Consider the following 20079-nt stretch of genomic DNA (forward strand, 5'->3'; position numbering starts at 1 on the left):
GCTCGGCGCATGAGCGACATCAGGGGTACCGACAGGCGTGCTGCGAGGCGGGAGGACGGGTCCGACGAGGGCATGCCGCAGCGCGGCACGGGGTACCGCAAGGGGCCGGTGCTGCTGCGCGGCGACCAGATCCCGCAGCAGACGACCGACCAGCGGCTGCTCGACTCGAGCCAGAGCGCGGACTGGGTGCACTCCGACCCGTGGCGCGTGATGAGGATCCAGAGCGAGTTCGTCGAGGGTTTCGGCGCGCTCGCCGAGCTCGGTCCCGCCGTCTCCGTCTTCGGCTCCGCGCGGACCAAGCCGGACCACCCGGACTACGCGCTCGCCGAGGACGTCGGCCGGCGGCTCGTCGCCGAGGGGTTCGCCGTCATCACGGGCGGCGGGCCGGGGATCATGGAGGCGGCGAACAAGGGTGCCGCCGAGGCCGGTGGGACGTCGGTCGGCCTCGGGATCGAGCTGCCGTTCGAGCAGGGGATGAACCCCTACGTGAACCTCGGCGTGAACTTCCGCTACTTCTTCGCGCGCAAGACGATGTTCGTCAAGTACGCCCAGGGGTTCGTCGTGCTCCCGGGCGGGTTCGGGACGTTCGACGAGCTGTTCGAGGCCCTGACGCTCGTCCAGACGCACAAGATCACGGAGTTCCCGCTCGCCCTCGTCGGGACGGACTACTGGGGCGGCCTGCTCGAGTGGGCGCGCTCCGCCGTCGTCGACCGCGGCATGATCAGCGCTCAGGACGTCGACCTGCTGCACGTGTGCGACGACCCGGCGGAGGCCGTGGCCTACGTGTGCGAGCGGGGGGCGCAGCTGCGCGCCGAGGAGGTCGAGGCGGCTGCGGAGCTCGAGGCCGCCCAGCTGCGCGCCGCCGACGCCGGCTGACCGGCGTGGGCGTCGACCTGCCCCCGCTCGGCGTCCCGCCGCGCGGCACGGCGCTCGTCCTGCGCGGGCGTGAGCTCGGACGCCCCGCGGTCATGGCGATCGTCAACCGCACCGACGACTCGTTCTGGGCGGGTGCCCGCCAGCTCGACGACGGCGCCGCGCTCGCGGCCGTCGCGCGCGCGGCCGAGGAGGGCGCGGACCTCGTCGACGTCGGCGGGGTGCGCGCCGGCGTCGGGCCCGAGATCACGACCGCGGAGGAGATCCGGCGCGTCGTGCCCTTCGTCGCCCGGGTGCGGGAGGAGTTCCCGGACCTGCTCGTCAGCGTCGACACGTGGCGTGCGGAGGTCGCCCACGAGGCGGCGCTCGCGGGCGCCGACCTGGTCAACGACACGTGGGCGGGGCACGACCCGCGCCTGGTCGAGGTCGCGGGCGAGCACGGGGTCGGGGTCGTGTGCTCCCACACGGGCGGGGCGACGCCGCGGACCGACCCGTACCGCGTGGCCTACCCCGCGCTGCCCGGCGCGACCGACCCCCGCGACGGCGTCGTGCAGGACGTGGTGGCGACGGTGCGCGCCGCGGCCGAGCGCGCCGTGGCGTGCGGCGTCCCGCGAGCATCCGTGCTCGTCGACCCGACGCACGACTTCGGCAAGAACACGTGGCACTCGCTGCACCTGCTGCGGCGCACCGAGGTGCTCGCCGGGCTCGGGTTCCCCCTCCTCATGGCGCTGTCGCGCAAGGACTTCGTCGGCGAGACGCTCGACCTTCCCGCCGACGAACGCCTCGAGGGCACGCTCGCCGCGACCGCCGTCGCGGCGTGGCTGGGTGCGCGGGTGTTCCGCGCGCACGACGTCGCGGCGACGCGCCGCGTGCTCGACCTCGTCGCTGCCGTGCGCGACGAGGCGCCGCCCGCGAGAGCGCTCCGAGGGCTGACGTGACCGCGCCGGGGGAGGAGCCCGCGGGCACCGCAGGCCTGTCCGTGCGGTCGTCGCGCCCGGTCGGCCGCGCGCTGCGGCCGGGCACGTGGCCGTGGTGGGTCCAGGCGCTCGCCGTGTACGGCCTCGCGCGCGCCGTGAGCGCGCTGATCCTCGTCGTCGTCTCGCGCGCCCAGGAGGAGAACCTCTGGACCGAGGCCTCGCCGTCGTACCTGGCCTACGTGGGCCGGATGTGGGACGCGAGCTGGTACGAGCAGATCTACGCGTCGGGCTACCCCGACGTCCTGCCCGTCGGCGAGGACGGTGCGGTGGAGCAGAACGCGTGGGCCTTCTTCCCGCTGTTCCCGAGCCTCGTGCGCGGCCTCGACGCGGTCACCGGGGCCGGCTGGGACGTCCTGGCGCCGACGCTCGCGCTGGCGTGCGGCGCGGGAGCCGTCGTCGTGATCCACCGGCTCGTCGCGACGGCGGGCGCTGCGGCCGTCGTACGACGGCCCGGTCTGCCGCTCGCCACCGTGCTGCTCGTGAGCCTCTTCCCGTCGAGCCCGGTGCTCCAGGTCGCCTACACGGAGTCGCTCGCCCTGCTGCTGGTCGCGGCCTCCCTGCTGCTCGTCGCGCGCCGCCGGTACGGGTGGGCGGCGCTGGTCATCCTGCTCCTCGGGCTCACGCGCGCCGTCGCGCTCCCCATGGCGGCGGTCGTGGTCTGGCACGCGGTCGTCAGGTGGCGCCGCGGTGACCTGCGCCTGCCCGACGCCGCGCGCCTCGCCGGCCTCCTCGCCGTCGCCGTGGGCAGCGGGCTGCTGTGGCCGTGGGTGTGCGGGCTCGTCACGGGCACGCACCAGGGGTACTTCAGGACGCAGGAGGCGTGGCGCGGGGGAGCGGACGTCGTGCCGTTCGTGCCGTGGGTCGACGTGTCGCGCTGGCTCTTCGACGGTGCGGGGCCGTGGGTCCTCGGGCTGCTGCTCGCCCTGGTGGCTGCCCTGGTGCTCAACCCCGTCGCGGCACGGCTCGGCCCCGAGATGCACGCGTGGGCCGGGGCCTACCTCGCCTATCTCGTCGCGACGGTCCAGCCGGGGACCTCGCTCGTGCGCTTCCTCCTCCTCGCCTTTCCCCTCGGCGCGGTCACGGCAGGCTGGACCCGCTCGCGCGCGTGGCTCGCCGCGGTGTCCCTCGTGTTCGTGGCCGGCCAGGCATGGTGGGTCTGGCAGCTGTGGCGCCTGGTCCCACCGTCGGGCTGGCCGCCGTGACGCCCAGGGCGTCGGCCGGTGTGAACTAGACTGTCCTGCGGGCGTCGTCGGAGGTCGGACGCGCGTCCGGGGTGCGCGGTGGTGCACGTCCGGACGTGGGTCGGGCTCTGATGGGCGCCCCTCCCCGCGCACGCGGGGTGAACCCGGGACTACGGAATGGAGAGCCACCAATGGCTGCGATGAAGCCGCGGACGGGTGACGGCCCGCTGGAGGTCACCAAGGAAGGGCGAGGCATCGTCATGCGCGTCCCGCTCGAGGGTGGTGGGCGGCTCGTCGTGGAGCTCAACGCGACCGAGGCGAGCGAGCTCGGCGACGCGCTCCAGGCCGTGGTGGGCTGATTGGCGGCTCGTGACCGCGCCGTGACGTCCGGGCCCGGGTTCCCGCGCTCGCTGCCCGACGTGGTGGCGGCCCAGGGGACCGTTCGCGAGTCCCCGCTCCTGGTAGACGACGACGTCGCGGCGCTCGTCGTCGCGGTCGCTCCTGCCCGGGAGCCCGGGGACGGTCTCCAGCCCCGTGCCGGCACGGTCGACGCCGCGGTGCGCTACGGCGTCGACCTCGCGGAGCTGGCCGAGCGCTCCGGCGGTCCCTCGTTCGAGGGCCGGGCGGGTGACGTCGTGCGCGTGGACCTGCCCCGGGCCCACGTGGGGTCCACCGGACGGTTGCCGTGGGCCGGGCTGCCGACCCGGCTCGTGCTCCTGGGGATCGGGTCCGGTGACGCCGCCGCCCTGCGCCGCGCCGGCGCGGCGCTCGCCCGCTCGGTCCGCGGACTGGAACGCGTCGTGAGCGCGGTGACGTCCGAGGCGGACCCGGACGGCGTGCGCGCGTTCGTCGAGGGCTACCTGCTCGCCGCCTACCGGCAGCCACGCCGCTCCGGCGCGGCGGCCGCGCGGACGTCGGCACGGACCCCTGCGCAGGCGCCCACCACGGGACGCGGCGCGGAGGCGCCCGCCGAGCAGCTCGTGCTCCTCTCCGCGGCGTCGAGCCACGACCCCGAGCCGGCGATCGAGGCCGCGCGCCGGGCCGCGCGTGCCACGTGGCTCGCCCGGGACCTGGCGAACACGCCCTCGGACCTGAAGGACCCCGCCTGGCTCGCGGAGCAGGCCCGCTCGATCGCGCAGGAGCACGGGCTGGACGTCCGGGTCCGCGACGCGGGCGAGCTCGCGGCGGAGGGCTTCGGCGCGATCCTCGCCGTCGGTGCCGGCTCGTCGCGCGGGCCACGGCTCGTGACGGTCAGCTACGACCCGCGCGACCACGGCCTGGCCTCCACCGGCTCCACCACGGACGCGCCCCGTCACGTCGTGGTCGTCGGCAAGGGGATCACGTACGACACCGGCGGCCTGTCGATCAAGCCGCGCGAGGCCATGGTGCCGATGAAGACCGACATGGCGGGCGCGGCGGTGGCGCTCGCGGTCGTCCTCGGCGCGGCCGAGACGCGCTCCGAGCACCGGGTGACGGCGGTCCTGCCGCTCGCCGAGAACCACGTCGGCGCGGCCTCGTACCGGCCGGGCGACGTGCTGCGCACGTACTCCGGGCGCACGGTCGAGGTCGCGAACACCGACGCGGAGGGTCGGCTGGTCCTCGCGGACGCGCTCGCGTATGCGCTCGCCGAGCTCGCGCCGGACGTGCTCGTGGACGTCGCGACGCTCACCGGCGCCGCGACCCTCGGCCTCGGACGCGGTCACGGTGCGCTCTACGCGACCGACGACGCGCTCGCCGGGGCGATCGAGGACGCCGCGACCGTCACTGGGGAGCGCGTGTGGCGCATGCCGCTCGTCGCGGACTACGCGCAGGCCCTGCGGTCCGAGGTCGCGGACCTGCGGCACGTCCCTCTCGAGAGCCCCGGTGGTGGGTCCATCACCGCCGCGCTGTTCCTGCGCGAGTTCGTCGGGGACGTGCCGTGGGCGCACCTCGACATCGCGGGACCGGCCCGGGCGACGTCCGACCGCCACGAGGTCACCGAGGGCGCGACCGGGTACGGGGCCCGGCTGCTCCTGGCAGCGCTGGACCGGCTCTGACCGTTCGACCGGCCGCTCGACCGGGTCTGACCCCTGGGCTGGCCGTCGGTCACGCCTGGACGGGTGGTGCTCAGCGGCGCACGGCGAGCAGGAGGCCGTCGCCGCTCGGCAGGAGCGCCGGGAGCACGCGGTCGTCGGCACGCAGTGTGCGTCCGACCTCCCGCACGATCGTGGTGACCTCGTCGCGCCGCGCCGGGTCTGCGACGCGGTCGTGCGAGAGGGCGCCGTCGACGGCCAGCACCCCGCCAGGGCGCAGCAGGCGCAGGCCCTGCTCGACGAACTCGGGGTAGCTGTGCTTGTCGGCCCCGACGAGGACGAGGTCGTACGCGCCGTCGGTGAGCCGGGGCAGGACGTCGCTCGCCCGGCCGGGGATCGTGCGGGTGCGCGCAGGCGGCAGCCCCTCTTCGGCGAAGGCCTCCTTCGCCGCGCGCTGGTGCTCGACCTCGACGTCGATCGTGGTCAGGACGCCGTCCGCCGGCATGCCGCGCAGGAGCCAGAGCGACGCGACGCCCGTGCCCGTGCCGATCTCCACCACGGAGCGTGCCCCGAGCGCTGCGGCGAGGACGCGCAGGACCGCTCCGGCGCCCGGGAGGATGGCCGGGCAGCCGAGCTCGGCGGCGCGGTCGCGGGCGCGCAGCAGGACCTCGTCCTCCTGGACGAAGTCCTCGCTGTACACCCAGCTGGCCGCCTTGGCGCTGCGGTTGGTGCCGACGTCGTTGCTGATCGAAGCCTCCGCGTGCTCGGGCCCTGCGTCCCCGCACCTGACGGGCGCGGGGCGGGCGCGGAGCGCGCCCTGCCTCGGATCGTACCCGTGTTCGCCCACGGCGCCCGGGACGACGCCCCGTCCGGTGCCCAGGGACGCGCCAGGACGCGCCAGGACGCGCCGGGACGCGCCGGAGGTGTCCGCTCGTGTGTGCACGTGGCGTGGACGTGCCGCGCGGGTCCGGTCGGGGACCGGGAACACCGACCGGGCGCCCCGCGTTGTTCTGGGACGATGGACGGTGTGAGCGACAGACGACCGACGACCCCGGCGAGCGGACCGGAGGGCGCGGCCGCGTGGGTGCCCCCGACGTGGGACGCCATCGTGCGCGAGCACTCGGCCCGCGTGTTCCGGCTCGCCTACCGCCTCACCGGGAACCGGCACGACGCCGAGGACCTCACCCAGGAGACGTTCGTCCGCGTGTTCCGCTCGCTGTCGAGCTACACGCCGGGCACGTTCGAGGGCTGGCTCCACCGGATCACCACCAACCTCTTCCTCGACCAGGTCCGCCGCAAGCAGCGCATCCGGATGGAAGCCATGGGGGACGACGACTCCCACTACCCGGCGCGCGGGGAGCTCGCCCAGCCCGAGCGGGGCTTCGAGCACGCGAACCTCGACCACGACGTCCAGCGCGCGCTCGACGCCCTGAGCCCCGAGTACCGTGCGGCCGTCGTCCTGTGCGACATCGAGGGGCTGTCCTACGAGGAGATCGCGCTCACCCTCGGGATCAAGCTCGGGACCGTGCGCTCCCGGATCCACCGGGCACGCGCGCAGCTGCGGGCGGCGCTGCCGCACCGCGACCCGCACGACCGTCCGGCGGCCGCCGCCTCCGACGAGCAGCCGGCGCGCACCGCCCAGGAGGTGGCGTGACGTCCCACCTGGGCTCGCGGCTCTCCGCGCTCGTCGACGGCCAGCTCTCCCCGGCCGAGTCGGAGCGCGCCCTCGTCCACGTCGCCGGGTGCGTCCGGTGCGCCGACGAGCTCGCCGCGGCACGGGCCGCGCGACGTGCGCTGAGCGCCGCCGCCCACGTCGAGCCGGCGCCCGACCTCACGGCACGCCTGCTCGCCCTCTCGGCCCAGATCCCCCCGAGCGACCAGGACCCCCTGCGCCGCGCGCCGGTGGCCACCGACCCCTGGGCGCAGCGCCCCGCCCTGCCCGCCGGCGCGTGGAGCGGCGAGCTGCGCGGCGGGGTGCTCCGTCGGCGGGTCGCGACGGCACTGGCGGGGGGCGTCGGGGTCGTGGCCGTCGGGCTGTTCGCGCTCGGCGAGAGCCCGGTCGTCACCCCGGAGCTGCACCGGTCGGACCCCCTGACGGTGCTGGCCCAGGCCGCCCCGCGCGTCACCGCGGCAGGGACCGGCTCGCTGGCCGCCGGCACCGACCCGGGCCTCGCGTCGCTCGCCGCGCGGGGATGGACCGGGCCCACCGAGCTCCCGGACGGGGTCACCGTGGCCGCCGTGCGCGAGGACACGGCCCGGCAGGTCCTCGAGATCGACCTCGCCACCCCGACGGGCGAGGTCGTCGTCCGCGAGCAGGTGGGCCTCCTCGACGAGACGGCGCTCGGCGGGCTCGACACCTGGGACGTCGACGGACGCCGCGTGCACGTGCTGTCCGAGGATCCGTGGCACGTGGTCTGGCAGTCCGGCGACACGGTGATCGACGTCGTCGCGGACACCGAGCACGAGGTGCTGGCCGATCTCGTGGCGGCGTTCCCCGACCGCGACTACGATGCCGGGGTCCCGGCGCGCATCTCCCGGGGCTGGACGACCATGACAGGAGCGCTCGGCACCTCATGACCGAACCCGCTGCACCCGGGCCCGGCGGGGACGCCCCGCAGCGTCCGGACGAGCCGTCGCAGGCACCACAGGCACAGGCACCGCAGGCACCGAAGGCACCGCACAACCCGTTCGCGCCGCCGTCGGCGTACCGGTCCGTCGACCGCGTCGCGCCCACCGCGGTGCCGGTGCCGCCGCCCCCGTCCCGGTCGGACGCGTCCGCACCGGACACCCACGGCGCGGCGACGGCGGGGCGGACGACGACGGGCCCGGCCGGTCCCGGGCCGACGCACGCGTCGGCGCAGGACGCGTGGGACCCGTTGGGCGCGCTGGGCGCGAACCGGCCTGCGTCACCCGTGGGAGGGCGTCCCGACCCCGGCCGGCCGACGGTGGACCCCACGCTGGTCGCGCCGCCCGTCGTCGCGGGACGACGTCGGCGGCTCGCCACGGGGAGCGTCGTGGGCCTCGTCGTGCTCGCGCTCGCCGCGGGCGCGTTCGGCGGGGTGGCCGCGGACCGCCTCCTCGACGAGCCCTCGCAGCGCGCGTCGGTCACGCTGCCCGCGGCCAGCGTGGAGACGGACGTGGAGCGGGCGCCCGGCTCCGTGGCGGACATCGCCGCGACCGTGCTGCCCAGCGTCGTCTCGCTCCAGGTCCGGGGCGGGGACGGTGTCGCGACGGGGTCCGGGTTCGTCCTCACGGAGGACGGCTACATCCTCACCAACAACCACGTCGTGGCGGGCGCCGCCGAGGGTGGTGACGTGGTCGTCCTCTTCGCCGACGGGCACGAGAGCACGGCAGAGCTCGTCGGCCGGACGGTCGACTACGACCTGGCCGTCGTGAAGGTCGAGGAGTCCGGCCTGACCCCGCTCGCCCTCGGGGACTCGGACGGCGTGGTCGTCGGGGACCCGGTCGTCGCCGTCGGTGCGCCCCTCGGCCTCAACGGCACGGTCACCACGGGCATCGTCAGCGCGCTGAACCGTCCCGTCCAGGCGGGCGAGGCCGCGCAGACCGCGTTCATCAACGCCATCCAGACGGACGCGGCCATCAACCCGGGCAACTCCGGAGGGCCGCTGGTGAACGGGCAGGGCGAGGTCGTCGGGATCAACTCCGCCATCGCGCAGCCCCCGGGCGCCATGGCGGCGACGGGGAGCATCGGCCTCGGCTTCGCGATCCCGTCCAACCAAGCTCGGCGGACCGCGGAACAGCTCATCGCCGACGGCGTCGCGACGTACCCGGTCATCGGGGTGCTGCTCGACCAGCGGTACCAGGGCGAGGGCGTCCAGGTCTCGACGGACCCCCAGCAGGGCCAGCAGGCGGTGACGCCCGACGGTCCTGCGGACGCCGCGGGGATCCGTCCCGGTGACGTGATCCTCTCGATCGACGGGCGGCCTGTCACCGAGTCCGACGAGCTGATCGTTGCGATCCGCGCGAAGGCGCCGGGGGACGCGGTCACGTTGCGGGTGCGGGCCGGCGGGCAGGAGCGCGACGTGCGCGTCGTCCTCGACGAGGCGACGAGCGAGTAGTCTGACGCCGTGTTCGGGATCAACGGAGCCGAGTTCGTCGTGCTCCTCATCGTCGCGGTGATCATCATCGGTCCCGAACGGCTGCCCCGCTACGCCGAGCAGCTCGGCGGGTTCGTGCGCTCGGCGCGCGGCTACGTCCGCGACGCCAAGGCGCGGGTGGACGCCGAGATCGGCGAGGAGCTGGGCGACGTCGACTGGTCGAAGCTCGACCCGCGCCAGTACGACCCGCGACGCATCGTGCGCGAGGCGTTGCTCGACGACGACGAGCCCGCTCCGACGCGCGCCACGCCGCCGCCGCCGCCCGCGCCGACGGTGTCGAGCGGGCCTGCGCCCTTCGACGACGAGGCGACCTGACGGCACCGACGTGCCCGTCGCGTCGTGGACCGGCGAGGTGGACGCGATTCGGTCGGGGCCCGTCGACCTGTCAGAATGGGCCAATGTCCATCGAGGTGACCGAGAGCGGAACGGCCCGGACGGCGGCGGGGACCGCGTCGTCGCAGACCGGGACGAAGCCACCGGGGACCGCTCCGCGCATCCTGTCCGGGATGCAGCCCACCGAGGACTCGCTCCAGCTCGGCAACTACATCGGCGCGCTGACGCAGTGGGTCGCGCTGCAGGACTCCTACGACGCGCTGTACTGCGTCGTCGACCTCCACGCCCTCACGGTGAACCCGGACCCGGCGCGGCTGCGCGAGCGCACGCGGCGCACGGCGGCCCAGTACCTCGCCGGCGGCGTCGACCCGGACCGCTCCGCGCTGTTCGTCCAGTCGCACGTCCCGCAGCACGCGGAGCTGTCCTGGGTGCTGTCGTGCCAGACGGGATTCGGCGAGGCCGGCCGGATGACGCAGTTCAAGGACAAGTCCGCGAAGCAGGGCGCCGAGGGCACGACGGTCGGGCTCTTCACCTACCCGGTGCTCATGGCCGCGGACATCCTCCTGTACGACGCGGCGCTCGTGCCCGTCGGCGAGGACCAGCGCCAGCACCTCGAGCTCGCCCGCAACCTCGCGGAGCGCCTCAACGCGCGGTTCGGTGAGGGCACGGCGGTGGTCCCGGAGCCCCACATCGTGCGGTCGGTCGCGAAGATCTACGACCTCCAGGAGCCGACGGCGAAGATGAGCAAGTCGTCGTCGAACGGCAAGGGCGTCATCTGGCTGCTCGAGGACCCGAAGGTGGCCGCGAAGCGGATCCGCTCGGCCGCGACGGACTCCGAGAACGAGATCCGCTACGACCCGGCCGCCAAGCCGGGGGTGTCCAACCTCCTGACGATCTTCTCGGCGCTCACCGGCCGTGACGTCGAGGCGATCGCCGCCGAGTACGACGGTCGCGGGTACGGGCACCTCAAGGTGGACCTCGCCGAGGTCGTCGTGGAGTTCCTCACGCCGTTCCAGGAACGGGCGAACACGTACCTCGCGGACCCGGCCGAGCTCGACGCGGTCCTCGCCCGCGGCGCGCAGAAGGCTCGCGAGATCGCCGCGGGGACGCTCGCGCGGGTCTACGACCGGGTCGGCCTCCTCCCCGCCGGGGGGACGACGGCGTGAACCTGCCGGAACGCGGGCCCTCGCAGCTGCGGGTCGGCATCGCGATCGAGGTCCCGCCGCCGTTCGGCCCGGAGCTCCAGACGGCGCGTGCGCGGTTCGGGGATCCCCTCGCGGCGCTGATCCCCCCGCACATCACGCTGCTGGGCCCGACCGTGCTCGACCCCGAACAGCTCGACGGGGTCGTCGAGCACCTCGCGCGGGTCGCGGCCGAGGGGGCGCCGTTCCGGATCCACCTGCGGGGGAGCGCGACCTTCCGCCCCGTCTCACCGGTCGTGTTCGTCCAGGTGGTCGAGGGCATCGCCGAGTGCGAGCACCTGGAGAGCGTCGTCCGCAGCGGTCCTCTCGAGCAGGAGCTGCGCTTCAACTACCACCCGCACGTCACCGTGGCGCACGAGGTGGACGACCAGGCTCTGGACCGCGCGTTCGACGAGATGGCGTCCTACGAGGCGCGGTTCGCGGTGGACGGCTTCCACCTCTACGAGCACGGCGACGACGCCGTGTGGCGGCCCCGGCAGCTCTTCCACCTCACCGGGGATGCTCGCTCCACGGACCCCTCGTAGTCTCAGGGCGTGACCACGCCGGACCACCCGCCGCCGACGTTCCGGCGTGTCGCGGCCCGTGCGACGGCCGTCGAGGAGTGGTGGAAGGACAGCCGCGCCGGTCGCGCGACGTACCGCTACCTCTACTCCCGCGGCGCCCTGCTGTGCGGCGGCATCGCGTACTCCGCGCTGTTCTCGCTCTTCGCCGCGCTCACGATCGGGTACACGGTCTTCATGCAGGTCCTCGGCGGGCGCCGGGAACTCATGGACGCGGTCTTCGCGTGGATGAACGACCTCGTCCCCGGGCTCATCGCGGTCGACGGGAAGCCGGGAGCCATCAAGCCCGACGACCTGCTGCTCGACTCGGGCCTGAGCGTGACGAGCGTCGTCGCCGGGGTGGTCCTGCTCTTCTCCGCGGTCTCGTTCATGTACCACCTGCGCGGTGCGGTGCGCACGATGTTCGGCGTGAGCGACGTGGGCCAGAGCCCGGTGCTCGCCCGCGTGCGGGCGTTCCTCGGTTTCGTCCTCCTCGCCGTCCTGATCCTCGTGTCGGCCACCGCGGCGGTCGCCGTCACGACGCTCGGGAACCACGTCATGGCCGCTCTCGGGCTCTCGGGCGGCGCCGCCGTGCTGGTGTCCGTCGCCGGCGTGCTCGTGAGCCTGCTGGTCGACGCGGTCGTCGTCGTGCTCGTCGTCGTGCTGCTCGCCGGGGTGGACGTGCGTCGGCGCGACCTCGTCGTCGGCTCGCTCACCGCCGCCACGGCGTTCGGCGGCCTGCGCTACCTCGGGTCGTCGTTCGTCGCGGGCAGCGCGAGCCGCAACGCCCTGCTCGCGTCGTTCGCCGTCCTCGTGACGCTGCTCCTGCTCGTCAACTTCATGGCCCGCATCCTGCTCGCGGTGTGCGCCTGGATGGCCGACCCGCCACGGGTCGCGGAGCCGGATGCCGAAGGCCCGCGTCACGCCCGCGACGGCCGCCCCGAGCTGCCGGTGCTCGACGGCGCCCCGACGGTCACGGGACGCCACGTCCGCGTCGACGGCGAGACGGGGCTCGAGCAGCAGGTCCGAGCGGGCCACGGCCGGGGAAAGCCCTGGAGCCCGGTCGTCCGCGGCGTCCGCAAGGGCCGCCTCACCCGCGGCGCCTGAACCGTCCCGCTCAGCGTTGAGCAAAGTCGCCCGCTCAGCGTAGAGCGATGAAACGCGCTGCCAACGGTCCGACGTGAGCACCGCGCACGGCGGGACGACGAAGGGGTGGGGGTGCTGCTGCCCGGTCGTGGTGGGTCTGGCAGGCGACGCGAGGTACGAGCGTCGCGGGTAGACCGGGCAGCAGCACCCCCACCCCGGTCCCAGGGTGGCGACGCGCCGAGTGGAGCAACCGTCAGAACGCGCGCGTGATCATCGCGCGCTTGACCTCCTGGATCGCCTTCGTGACCTCGATGCCGCGCGGGCACGCCTCGGTGCAGTTGAAGGTCGTGCGGCAGCGCCACACGCCCTCCTTGTCGTTGAGGATCTCCAGGCGCTGCGTGGCGCCCTCGTCACGGCTGTCGAAGATGAAGCGGTGCGCGTTGACGATCGCGGCGGGGCCGAAGTACTGCCCGTCGGTCCAGAACACGGGGCACGACGACGTGCACGCGGCGCACAAAATGCACTTGGTGGTGTCGTCGAAGCGCTCGCGCTGCTCGGCGGACTGAAGCCGTTCCTTGCTCGGCTCGTTCCCCGACGTGATGAGGAACGGCATGATCTCGCGGTAGGACGCGAAGAACGGCTCCATGTCCACGACGAGGTCCTTGACCACGGGCAGGCCCTTGATGGGCTCGACCGTGATGGGCTTGTCGGGGTTGACGTCCTTGAGGAGCGTCTTGCACGCGAGCCGGTTGCGGCCGTTGATCCGCATCGCGTCCGAGCCGCACACGCCGTGCGCGCACGACCGCCGGAACGTCAGCGAGCCGTCGTGCTCCCACTTGATCTTGTGCAGCGCGTCGAGCACGCGGTCGGTGCCGTGCGCGAGGACGGTGAACTCGTCCCAGTACGCGTCGTCGCCGTGCTCGGACTCGGGGGAGTAGCGCCGGATCCGGAGCGTGACCTCGAACGAGGGGATCTCTCCGGCCTTCGCCTCGGGTGCAGGAGCCGACGGGCTCTCGAGGGTGGCAGTCATCAGTACTTCCGCTCCATGGGCTCGTACCGGGTCTGGGTGACGGGCTTGGAGCCCAGGACGACCTTGTAGCCGTCGAACGACTCGACGTGGTCGAAGTAGTCCGCCTTGTGGCCATCTGCCGTGTCACCGGCGGAGGTGGGACGGCGGTACGCCATCGTGTGCAGCATGTAGTTCGTGTCGTCGCGGTCCGGGTAGTCCTCGCGGTAGTGGCCGCCGCGCGACTCCTTGCGGTTGATGGCTGCGACGACGGTGACCTCGGCGATGTCGAGCAGGAAGCCGAGCTCGATCGCCTCGAGGAGGTCGGTGTTGAACATCCGGCCCTTGTCCTGCACGGACACGTCGCGGTACCGCTTCTGCAGCTCGCGGATGTCGGACAGCGCCTGGTTGAGCGAGTCGCCCGTCCGGAACACCTGCGCGTTCGCATCCATCGTCTCCTGGAGGGCCTTGCGGACCTCGGCGACGCGCTCGCCGTCGGGGCGGTTGCGCATCTCCTCGAGCTGGGCGATCACGGCGGCGGCCGGGTTCTCGGGCAGCTCGGAGTAGTGGGCGGTCGCCGCGTAGGCGGCCGCGGTGCGCCCGGCGCGCTTGCCGAAGACGTTGATGTCGAGGAGCGAGTTGGTGCCCAGGCGGTTCGAGCCGTGGACGCTCACGCACGCGACCTCGCCGGCAGCGTAGAGGCCCTTGACGACGTTGTGGCTGTCGCGCAGGACCTCGGCGTCGACGTTCGTCGGGATGCCGCCCATCGCGTAGTGCGCGGTCGGGTAGACCGGGACCGGCTCGGTGTAGGGCTCGATGCCCAGGTACGTGCGCGCGAACTCGGTGATGTCCGGCAGCTTCGCGTCGATGTGCGCGGGCTCGAGGTGCGTGAGGTCGAGCAGGACGTAGTCCTTGTTCGGGCCGGCGCCGCGGCCCTCGCGGACCTCGTTCGCCATCGAGCGGGCGACGATGTCGCGCGGCGCGAGGTCCTTGATGGTCGGGGCGTACCGCTCCATGAAGCGCTCGCCGTCGGCGTTGCGCAGGATGCCGCCCTCGCCGCGCGCGGCCTCCGAGAGGAGGATGCCGAGCCCCGCGAGACCTGTCGGGTGGAACTGGAAGAACTCCATGTCCTCGAGCGGCAGGCCGCGCCGGTAGGCGAGGGCCATGCCGTCGCCCGTGAGCGTGTGGGCGTTGGAGGTCGTCTTGAAGATCTTGCCCGCGCCGCCGGTCGCGAAGATGATCGCCTTCGCCTGGAACACGTGGATCTCGCCGGTCGCGAGGTCGTAGGCGACGACACCGGTCGCGGTGACCGTCTCGCCGTCCGGCACCTCGCCGGCCGCCAGGTCGTGGTCCGTGATGAGGTCGAGCACGTAGAACTCGTTGAAGAACTCGACGTCCTGCTTGACGCACTGCTGGTAGAGCGTCTGCAGGATCATGTGGCCGGTGCGGTCCGCGGCGTAGCACGAGCGGCGGACCGCGGCCTCGCCGTGGTTGCGCGTGTGCCCGCCGAAGCGGCGCTGGTCGATGCGGCCCTCGGGCGTGCGGTTGAACGGCAGGCCCATGCGCTCGAGGTCGAGGACCGCGTCGATGGCCTCCTTCGCCATGATCTCCGCGGCGTCCTGGTCGACGAGGTAGTCGCCGCCCTTGACCGTGTCGAACGTGTGCCACTCCCAGTTGTCCTCCTCGACGTTGGCGAGGGCGGCGCACATGCCGCCCTGCGCCGCGCCCGTGTGGGAGCGCGTCGGGTAGAGCTTGGAGATGACGGCGGTGCGGACCTTGCCGGACGACTCCAGCGCCGCGCGCATCCCGGCGCCGCCGGCGCCGACGATGACGACGTCGTACTGATGGGTTTGCATCGGTTCCGATGCCTCCTGGGAGAGAGCTGAGGTGGTGCCGCGGACGGCGGGGGTGGGGGCGTGGGGTCCTGCGGGCGTCAGTCGAAGCAGAACGAGGCGAGCAGCTCGGCCGGCGCGTTCGCGGGGCACGGCTCGAACGTGAAGATCACGAGGGTGCCGAGCACGGTGACGATCGTGAAGGCGAGGTACAGCGCGAGCTTCAGGACGAGCCGGGTGCCGTCGCGCTCCGCGTAGTCGTTGATGATCGTGCGCACGCCGTTCGTGCCGTGGAACATCGCGAGCCACAGCATGAGCAGGTCCCAGATCTGCCAGAACGGCGACGCCCACTTGCCGGCGACGAAGCCGAAGTCGATCGCGTGCACGCCCTCGCCGACCATGAGGTTGACGAAGAGGTGGCCGAAGATCAGGACGATCAGCACGACGCCCGAGGCGCGCATGAAGATCCAGCTGTACAGCTCGTAGTTGCTGCGCGTGGACGTGCGGCGCTGGTACGGGTCGCGCGGAGAGGCGACCTCCACCGTGGGTGCGGCGGCCATCAGTGCCCTCCTCCGAAGACGTTCATGAGGTGGCGCGGGAGGAAGCCCGCCATCGTCACGACGAACAGGCCGACGACGATCCACAGCATCGTGCGCTGGTACCGCGGTCCCTTGGCCCAGAAGTCGACCAGGATGATCCGGATGCCGTTGAACGCGTGGAAGACGATCGCGGCCACGAGGCCCGCCTCGCCCAGTCCCATGATCGGCGTCTGGTAGGTGCCGATGACGGCGTTGTACGCCTCGGGCGAGACTCGTACCAGTGCCGTGTCGAGCACGTGGACGAGGAGGAAGAAGAAGATGAGCACGCCGGTCACGCGGTGCGCGACCCACGACCACATGCCTTCACGGCCGCGGTAGAGCGTGCCAGCTGGTGCACTGGGCACTTTGGGGGCCTCCTGTGGCGAGATCAGGGGGAGATGCCGGGCGGACCCGGTGCGCACGGGACCACGGTCCCGGAACGCGGAGAGCCCTCGTCGGCATCAGTCTCTGGGCTTCCACCATAGTGACATCGGCGTCATGATGCGGACCGCCGAGGGCTGCGCGAGGGCTCCGCACGGGGTGTTTGTGACTGATCCCACAGCCGACGGGGGAGGTGCCACCCTCACTATGCTGCCCTCATGGTCCCTTCGCCCGCCCAGCCCTCCGCCACGCCGTCGACCGCCTCCCGGGGGCCGAGCTCGCCGATCGCCGACTTCTACGCCGTGGTGCCCGCGGGCGGTGCCGGCACGCGGCTGTGGCCGCTGTCGCGGGCGACGGCGCCGAAGTTCCTGCTCGACCTCACGGGGTCGGGGCGCACGCTGCTGCAGGCCACGGTCGACCGGCTGACACCGCTGACCGGCGACGAGGGCGTCGTCCTCGTCACGGGGGAGCGGCACGTCGCCGCGGCGCGGACCCAGCTGCCCGCGGTGCCGGCGCGGAACGTCCTCGCCGAGCCGTCGCCGCGCGACTCCATGGCGGCGATCGGGCTCGCCGCCGCCGTGCTCGAGCGCCGGCACGGCGACGTGGTCGTCGGCTCCTTCGCGGCCGACCAGGTCATCGCGGGGCACGACGCGTTCGAGGCGTCGGTGCGGGAGGCGGTCGAGGCGGCGCGCGCCGGGTACGTCGTGACGATCGGCATCGCGGCCTCCCGGCCCTCGACGGCGTTCGGGTACGTGCACAGCGGCGACCCCCTCGGCGTCGACGGCGCGCCGAGCGCCCTGCACGTGAAGGGCTTCACCGAGAAGCCGGACGCGGCGACGGCCCAGCAGTACCTGGCGTCCGGCGAGTACCGGTGGAACGCGGGCATGTTCATCGTCCGCGCGTCCGTCCTCCTCGGTCACCTCGCGGACCAGCGCCCGGAGCTGCACGACGGCCTGCGCACGGTCGCGGCCGCGTGGGACGGACCCGACCGTGACCGCGTGCTCGCCGAGACGTGGCCGGCGCTCGAGAAGATCGCGATCGACCACGCGGTCGCCGAGCCGGTCGCGGCCGTAGGCGGCGTCGCGGTCGTGCCCGGCACGTTCGGCTGGGACGACGTCGGCGACTTCAACTCGCTCGCTGCGCTGCTGCCGTCGGTGGACGGCGCGGGCTCGAAGGTGCTGGGCGACACGGGCAAGGTCGTGCGCAAGGAGAGCGCGGGCTCGGTCGTCGTCCCTGCGGGCGACCGCGTGGTGACCGTGCTCGGGCTGGACGACGTGATCGTCGTCGACACGCCCGACGCGCTCCTCGTCACCACGCGGGCTCGTGCGCAGCAGGTGAAGTCGATGGTCGACGCCGTGCGCGAGCTGGGGATGGACGAGCTGCTGTGAGCGCCGGGCGGGACGACCTCGCCGGCCTGCTCGAGCGTTCCGCGGCGCGCCACGCCGCCGAGCTCGTCGGGATCCGGCGCGACCTCCACCAGCACCCGGAGGTCTCGCGCGCGGAGACGCGGACGACGGCGCTCCTCGCCGAGCGGCTGCGCACCGCGGGGCTCGACCCGCGGCCGCTGCCCGGCACCGGTCTCGTGTGCGACGTCGGTCCGGCGCCGGGCGACCTCGTCCCCGGACCGGACGGCCTCCCGACGCCCGCGCCCGGCCGCGTCGCGCTGCGCGCGGACCTCGACGCGCTGCCGCTGCAGGACCGCTGCGGGCTGCCGTGGGCGTCGACGGTGAGCGGCGTCGCGCACGCGTGCGGCCACGACGTGCACACCGCGGCGGTGCTCGGCGCGGGGCTCGTGCTCGCGGACCTGCACGCCGAGACCGGGCTGCGTCGCGGTGTCCGGCTGATCTTCCAGCCGGCCGAGGAGGTGCAGCCGGGCGGGTCGCTCGACGTGCTCGCGGCGGGCGGCCTCGACGGCGTCGACGAGATCTTCGCGATCCACTGCGACCCGAAGGTCGACGTCGGGCACATCGGGACCCGGATCGGGCCGATCACGTCCGCGTCCGACGAGGTCTCCGTGACGATCGCGTCGCCGGGCGGCCACACGTCGCGCCCCCACCTGACGGGCGACGTCGTGTACGCGCTCGGGCAGGTCATCACGCAGGTTCCCGCGGTGCTGGGGCGCCGGCTCGACCCGCGCTCGGGGGTCAACCTCACGTGGGGCGCCGTGCACGCCGGCTCCGCACACAACGCGATCCCGAGCACGGGGACGGTGCGCGGCACGCTGCGCTGCCTCGACGTGCGCGCGTGGGAGTTCGCGGGGCAGGTGCTGCACGACGCCGTCGAGCAGGTCGTCGCCCCGTACGAGGTCGAGGTGACCGTGCACCACACGCGCGGTGTGCCGCCGGTCGAGAACGACGAGCGGTGCACGGGTCTGCTCGAGGCCGCGGCGCGCGACGTCCTCGGCCCGGACTCGGTGCTGCTCACGGAGCAGTCGCTGGGCGGCGAGGACTTCGCCTGGTACCTCACGAAGGTGCCCGGGGCGATGGCCCGGCTGGGCACCCGCACGCCCGGCGGGCGCGCGTACGACATCCACCAGGGCGACCTCCAGGTCGACGAGCGCGCCATCGACGCCGGGACGCGGTTGCTCGCTCGCGTCGCCCTCGGCTGACCGAGCGGTGGTCTGGGGGCCTCGGTCCCGACCCGTGGACCGGGGTGTGTCACGCCTCAGACGGAAAGTGACGCTTGCATAACGAAGCAGCGGCGTTACCGACAAGTAACGTGCGGGACGCATCCGGCTGATTAGTCTTGCCGTCCATAGAGGCCGACGGACCCCGTGGTCCTCCCGCGCAACGGCGCCCGGGAGGATCCCGGTCACGACCGGCGGCCAGCGACGGACATCGACAGGAGCTCATCGTGAAGAGAGCAATGCAGTTCTCCGCGCTCGCGGCCGCGGCCGCGCTCGCGCTGGCCGCGTGCGGCGCGGCCCCGGAGGACGACGAGACCACGGGTGGCGGCGAGGACACGGCCGGAGGCAACACCGACTTCTCGGCGTGCATGGTCTCCGACGCGGGCGGCTTCGACGACCAGTCGTTCAACCAGGCCGGGTTCGAGGGGCTCGAGCAGGCGGAGTCCGAGCTCGGGATCACCGCGACCGAGGTCGAGTCCTCGGCGGACACCGACTACGGCCCCAACATCGACAACCTCGTGCAGCAGGGCTGCAACCTCGTCATCGGCGTCGGCTTCCTCCTCGAGGACCCGATCCAGGCCGCGGCCGAGGCGAACCCCGACACGAACTTCGCCCTCATCGACTCGTCGTTCTCCGACGCGGAGTTCAACCCGGTCGAGCTCGACAACGCGAAGCCGATCCTCTTCAACACCGCTGAGGCGGCGTTCCTCGCCGGGTACCTCGCCGCGGGCATGAGCGAGACGGGCACCGTCGCGACGTTCGGCGGCATCCAGATCCCGTCCGTCGCGATCTTCATGGACGGCTTCGTCGACGGCGTCGCGAAGTACAACGAGGACGAGGGCACCGACGTCAAGGTCCTCGGCTGGGACAAGGAGGCCCAGACGGGCTCCTTCACCGGTGACTTCGAGAACCAGGCGAACGGCCAGAACCTCGCCCAGGGCTTCATCGACCAGGGCGCCGACATCATCATGCCGGTCGCCGGCCCGGTCGGTCTCGGTGCGGCCGCCGCCGCGCAGAGCGGTGGCGCGAAGATCATCTGGGTCGACTCCGACGGCTTCCTCACCACCGAGTACGGCGACCTCATCATCACGTCCGTCATGAAGCAGATCGGCCCGGCGGTCTTCGACACGGTGAGCGAGTCGGTCGACGGCAACTTCACCAACGAGCCGTACGTCGGCACGCTCGAGAACGAGGGCGTGGGCCTGGCCCCGTTCCACGACTTCGAGGACGCGGTGCCCACCGAGCTGCAGGACAAGCTCGCCGAGTACCAGGAGCAGATCATCGCGGGCGACCTCGTCGTGGAGTCCGAGAACACCCCGTGACGACACGCTGAGA

At 73.4% G+C, this 20079-nt stretch carries 20 protein-coding genes; 15 read left to right on the plus strand and 5 right to left on the minus strand.

The window, feature by feature from the left end; translation table 11 throughout:
- The first annotated feature begins 9 nt into the window (after positions 1–9).
- The 5 genes from V5D56_RS10855 (at position 10) to V5D56_RS10875 (ending at position 5067) form a co-directional block, all read left to right on the plus strand.
- Positions 10–876, plus strand: a complete 867-nt coding sequence (locus V5D56_RS10855) for a TIGR00730 family Rossman fold protein (protein WP_435735362.1) — start codon at positions 10–12, stop codon at positions 874–876.
- Entirely contained in the window at positions 873–1811 is a 939-nt protein-coding gene (folP, locus tag V5D56_RS10860) for a dihydropteroate synthase (RefSeq protein WP_435739004.1), read from the plus strand. The genes V5D56_RS10855 and folP overlap by 4 nt, the downstream gene beginning before the upstream one ends.
- Positions 1808–3052, plus strand: coding sequence for a hypothetical protein (locus V5D56_RS10865; protein ID WP_435735363.1), 1245 nt, complete (start codon positions 1808–1810; stop codon positions 3050–3052). Before folP ends, V5D56_RS10865 begins: the two co-directional genes overlap by 4 nt.
- A gap of 170 nt (positions 3053–3222) precedes the next feature.
- On the plus strand, positions 3223–3390 hold the full coding sequence (locus V5D56_RS10870; protein WP_069387794.1) for a DUF3117 domain-containing protein: 168 nt from the start codon (positions 3223–3225) through the stop codon (positions 3388–3390).
- A 21-nt stretch (positions 3391–3411) separates the two neighbouring features.
- On the plus strand, positions 3412–5067 hold the full coding sequence (locus V5D56_RS10875) for a leucyl aminopeptidase family protein (RefSeq protein ID WP_435735364.1): 1656 nt from the start codon (positions 3412–3414) through the stop codon (positions 5065–5067).
- A gap of 70 nt (positions 5068–5137) precedes the next feature.
- Here V5D56_RS10875 and V5D56_RS10880 read toward each other — a convergent pair whose 3' ends face one another.
- On the minus strand, positions 5138–5791 hold the full coding sequence (locus tag V5D56_RS10880) for an O-methyltransferase (RefSeq protein WP_435739005.1): 654 nt from the start codon (positions 5789–5791) through the stop codon (positions 5138–5140).
- A gap of 270 nt (positions 5792–6061) precedes the next feature.
- Here V5D56_RS10880 and sigE point away from each other — a divergent pair, with 270 nt between their 5' ends.
- The 7 genes from sigE (at position 6062) to V5D56_RS10915 (ending at position 12342) form a co-directional block, all read left to right on the plus strand.
- A complete protein-coding gene (sigE, locus tag V5D56_RS10885) occupies positions 6062–6697 on the plus strand; it encodes an RNA polymerase sigma factor SigE (RefSeq protein ID WP_435735365.1) in 636 nt (211 codons plus the stop codon).
- Complete coding sequence (locus V5D56_RS10890) at positions 6694–7620, plus strand: zf-HC2 domain-containing protein (RefSeq protein ID WP_435735366.1); 927 nt, start codon at positions 6694–6696, stop codon at positions 7618–7620. The genes sigE and V5D56_RS10890 overlap by 4 nt, the downstream gene beginning before the upstream one ends.
- A complete protein-coding gene (locus tag V5D56_RS10895) occupies positions 7617–9122 on the plus strand; it encodes a S1C family serine protease (protein WP_435735367.1) in 1506 nt (501 codons plus the stop codon). The genes V5D56_RS10890 and V5D56_RS10895 overlap by 4 nt, the downstream gene beginning before the upstream one ends.
- A gap of 9 nt (positions 9123–9131) precedes the next feature.
- Entirely contained in the window at positions 9132–9476 is a 345-nt protein-coding gene (locus V5D56_RS10900; RefSeq protein ID WP_435735368.1) for a Sec-independent protein translocase TatB, read from the plus strand.
- 83 nt (positions 9477–9559) lie between these two features.
- Positions 9560–10660, plus strand: coding sequence for a tryptophan--tRNA ligase (gene trpS / locus V5D56_RS10905; protein WP_435735369.1), 1101 nt, complete (start codon positions 9560–9562; stop codon positions 10658–10660).
- Complete coding sequence (locus V5D56_RS10910; RefSeq protein WP_435735370.1) at positions 10657–11220, plus strand: 2'-5' RNA ligase family protein; 564 nt, start codon at positions 10657–10659, stop codon at positions 11218–11220. Before trpS ends, V5D56_RS10910 begins: the two co-directional genes overlap by 4 nt.
- A 9-nt stretch (positions 11221–11229) precedes the next feature.
- Positions 11230–12342 (plus strand): YihY/virulence factor BrkB family protein, encoded by a 1113-nt coding sequence (locus tag V5D56_RS10915; RefSeq protein ID WP_435735371.1) that lies wholly within the window; start codon positions 11230–11232, stop codon positions 12340–12342.
- A 232-nt stretch (positions 12343–12574) separates the two neighbouring features.
- Here V5D56_RS10915 and V5D56_RS10920 read toward each other — a convergent pair whose 3' ends face one another.
- From V5D56_RS10920 to sdhC, 4 genes are all read right to left on the minus strand, one after another.
- Positions 12575–13351 carry a succinate dehydrogenase iron-sulfur subunit gene (locus V5D56_RS10920; protein WP_435735372.1) on the minus strand — a complete coding sequence of 259 codons (777 nt, stop codon included), beginning with the start codon at positions 13349–13351 and terminating at the stop codon, positions 12575–12577.
- Positions 13351–15183, minus strand: coding sequence for a succinate dehydrogenase flavoprotein subunit (gene sdhA, locus V5D56_RS10925; protein WP_435735373.1), 1833 nt, complete (start codon positions 15181–15183; stop codon positions 13351–13353). Before sdhA ends, V5D56_RS10920 begins: the two co-directional genes overlap by 1 nt.
- Before the next feature lie 77 nt (positions 15184–15260).
- Positions 15261–15719, minus strand: a complete 459-nt coding sequence (locus tag V5D56_RS10930) for a succinate dehydrogenase hydrophobic membrane anchor subunit (protein ID WP_435735374.1) — start codon at positions 15717–15719, stop codon at positions 15261–15263.
- On the minus strand, positions 15719–16102 hold the full coding sequence (gene sdhC / locus V5D56_RS10935) for a succinate dehydrogenase, cytochrome b556 subunit (RefSeq protein ID WP_081772373.1): 384 nt from the start codon (positions 16100–16102) through the stop codon (positions 15719–15721). The genes V5D56_RS10930 and sdhC overlap by 1 nt, the downstream gene beginning before the upstream one ends.
- A 234-nt stretch (positions 16103–16336) precedes the next feature.
- Here sdhC and V5D56_RS10940 point away from each other — a divergent pair, with 234 nt between their 5' ends.
- From V5D56_RS10940 to V5D56_RS10950, 3 genes are all read left to right on the plus strand, one after another.
- A complete protein-coding gene (locus tag V5D56_RS10940; protein ID WP_435735375.1) occupies positions 16337–17506 on the plus strand; it encodes a mannose-1-phosphate guanylyltransferase in 1170 nt (389 codons plus the stop codon).
- Positions 17503–18726, plus strand: a complete 1224-nt coding sequence (locus V5D56_RS10945) for an amidohydrolase (RefSeq protein ID WP_435735376.1) — start codon at positions 17503–17505, stop codon at positions 18724–18726. Before V5D56_RS10940 ends, V5D56_RS10945 begins: the two co-directional genes overlap by 4 nt.
- A gap of 245 nt (positions 18727–18971) precedes the next feature.
- Complete coding sequence (locus V5D56_RS10950; RefSeq protein ID WP_435735377.1) at positions 18972–20066, plus strand: BMP family lipoprotein; 1095 nt, start codon at positions 18972–18974, stop codon at positions 20064–20066.
- Positions 20067–20079: the final 13 nt, after the last annotated feature.

The organism is Cellulosimicrobium sp. PMB13, assembly GCF_051294865.1.
GTDB lineage: Bacteria > Actinomycetota > Actinomycetes > Actinomycetales > Cellulomonadaceae > Cellulosimicrobium.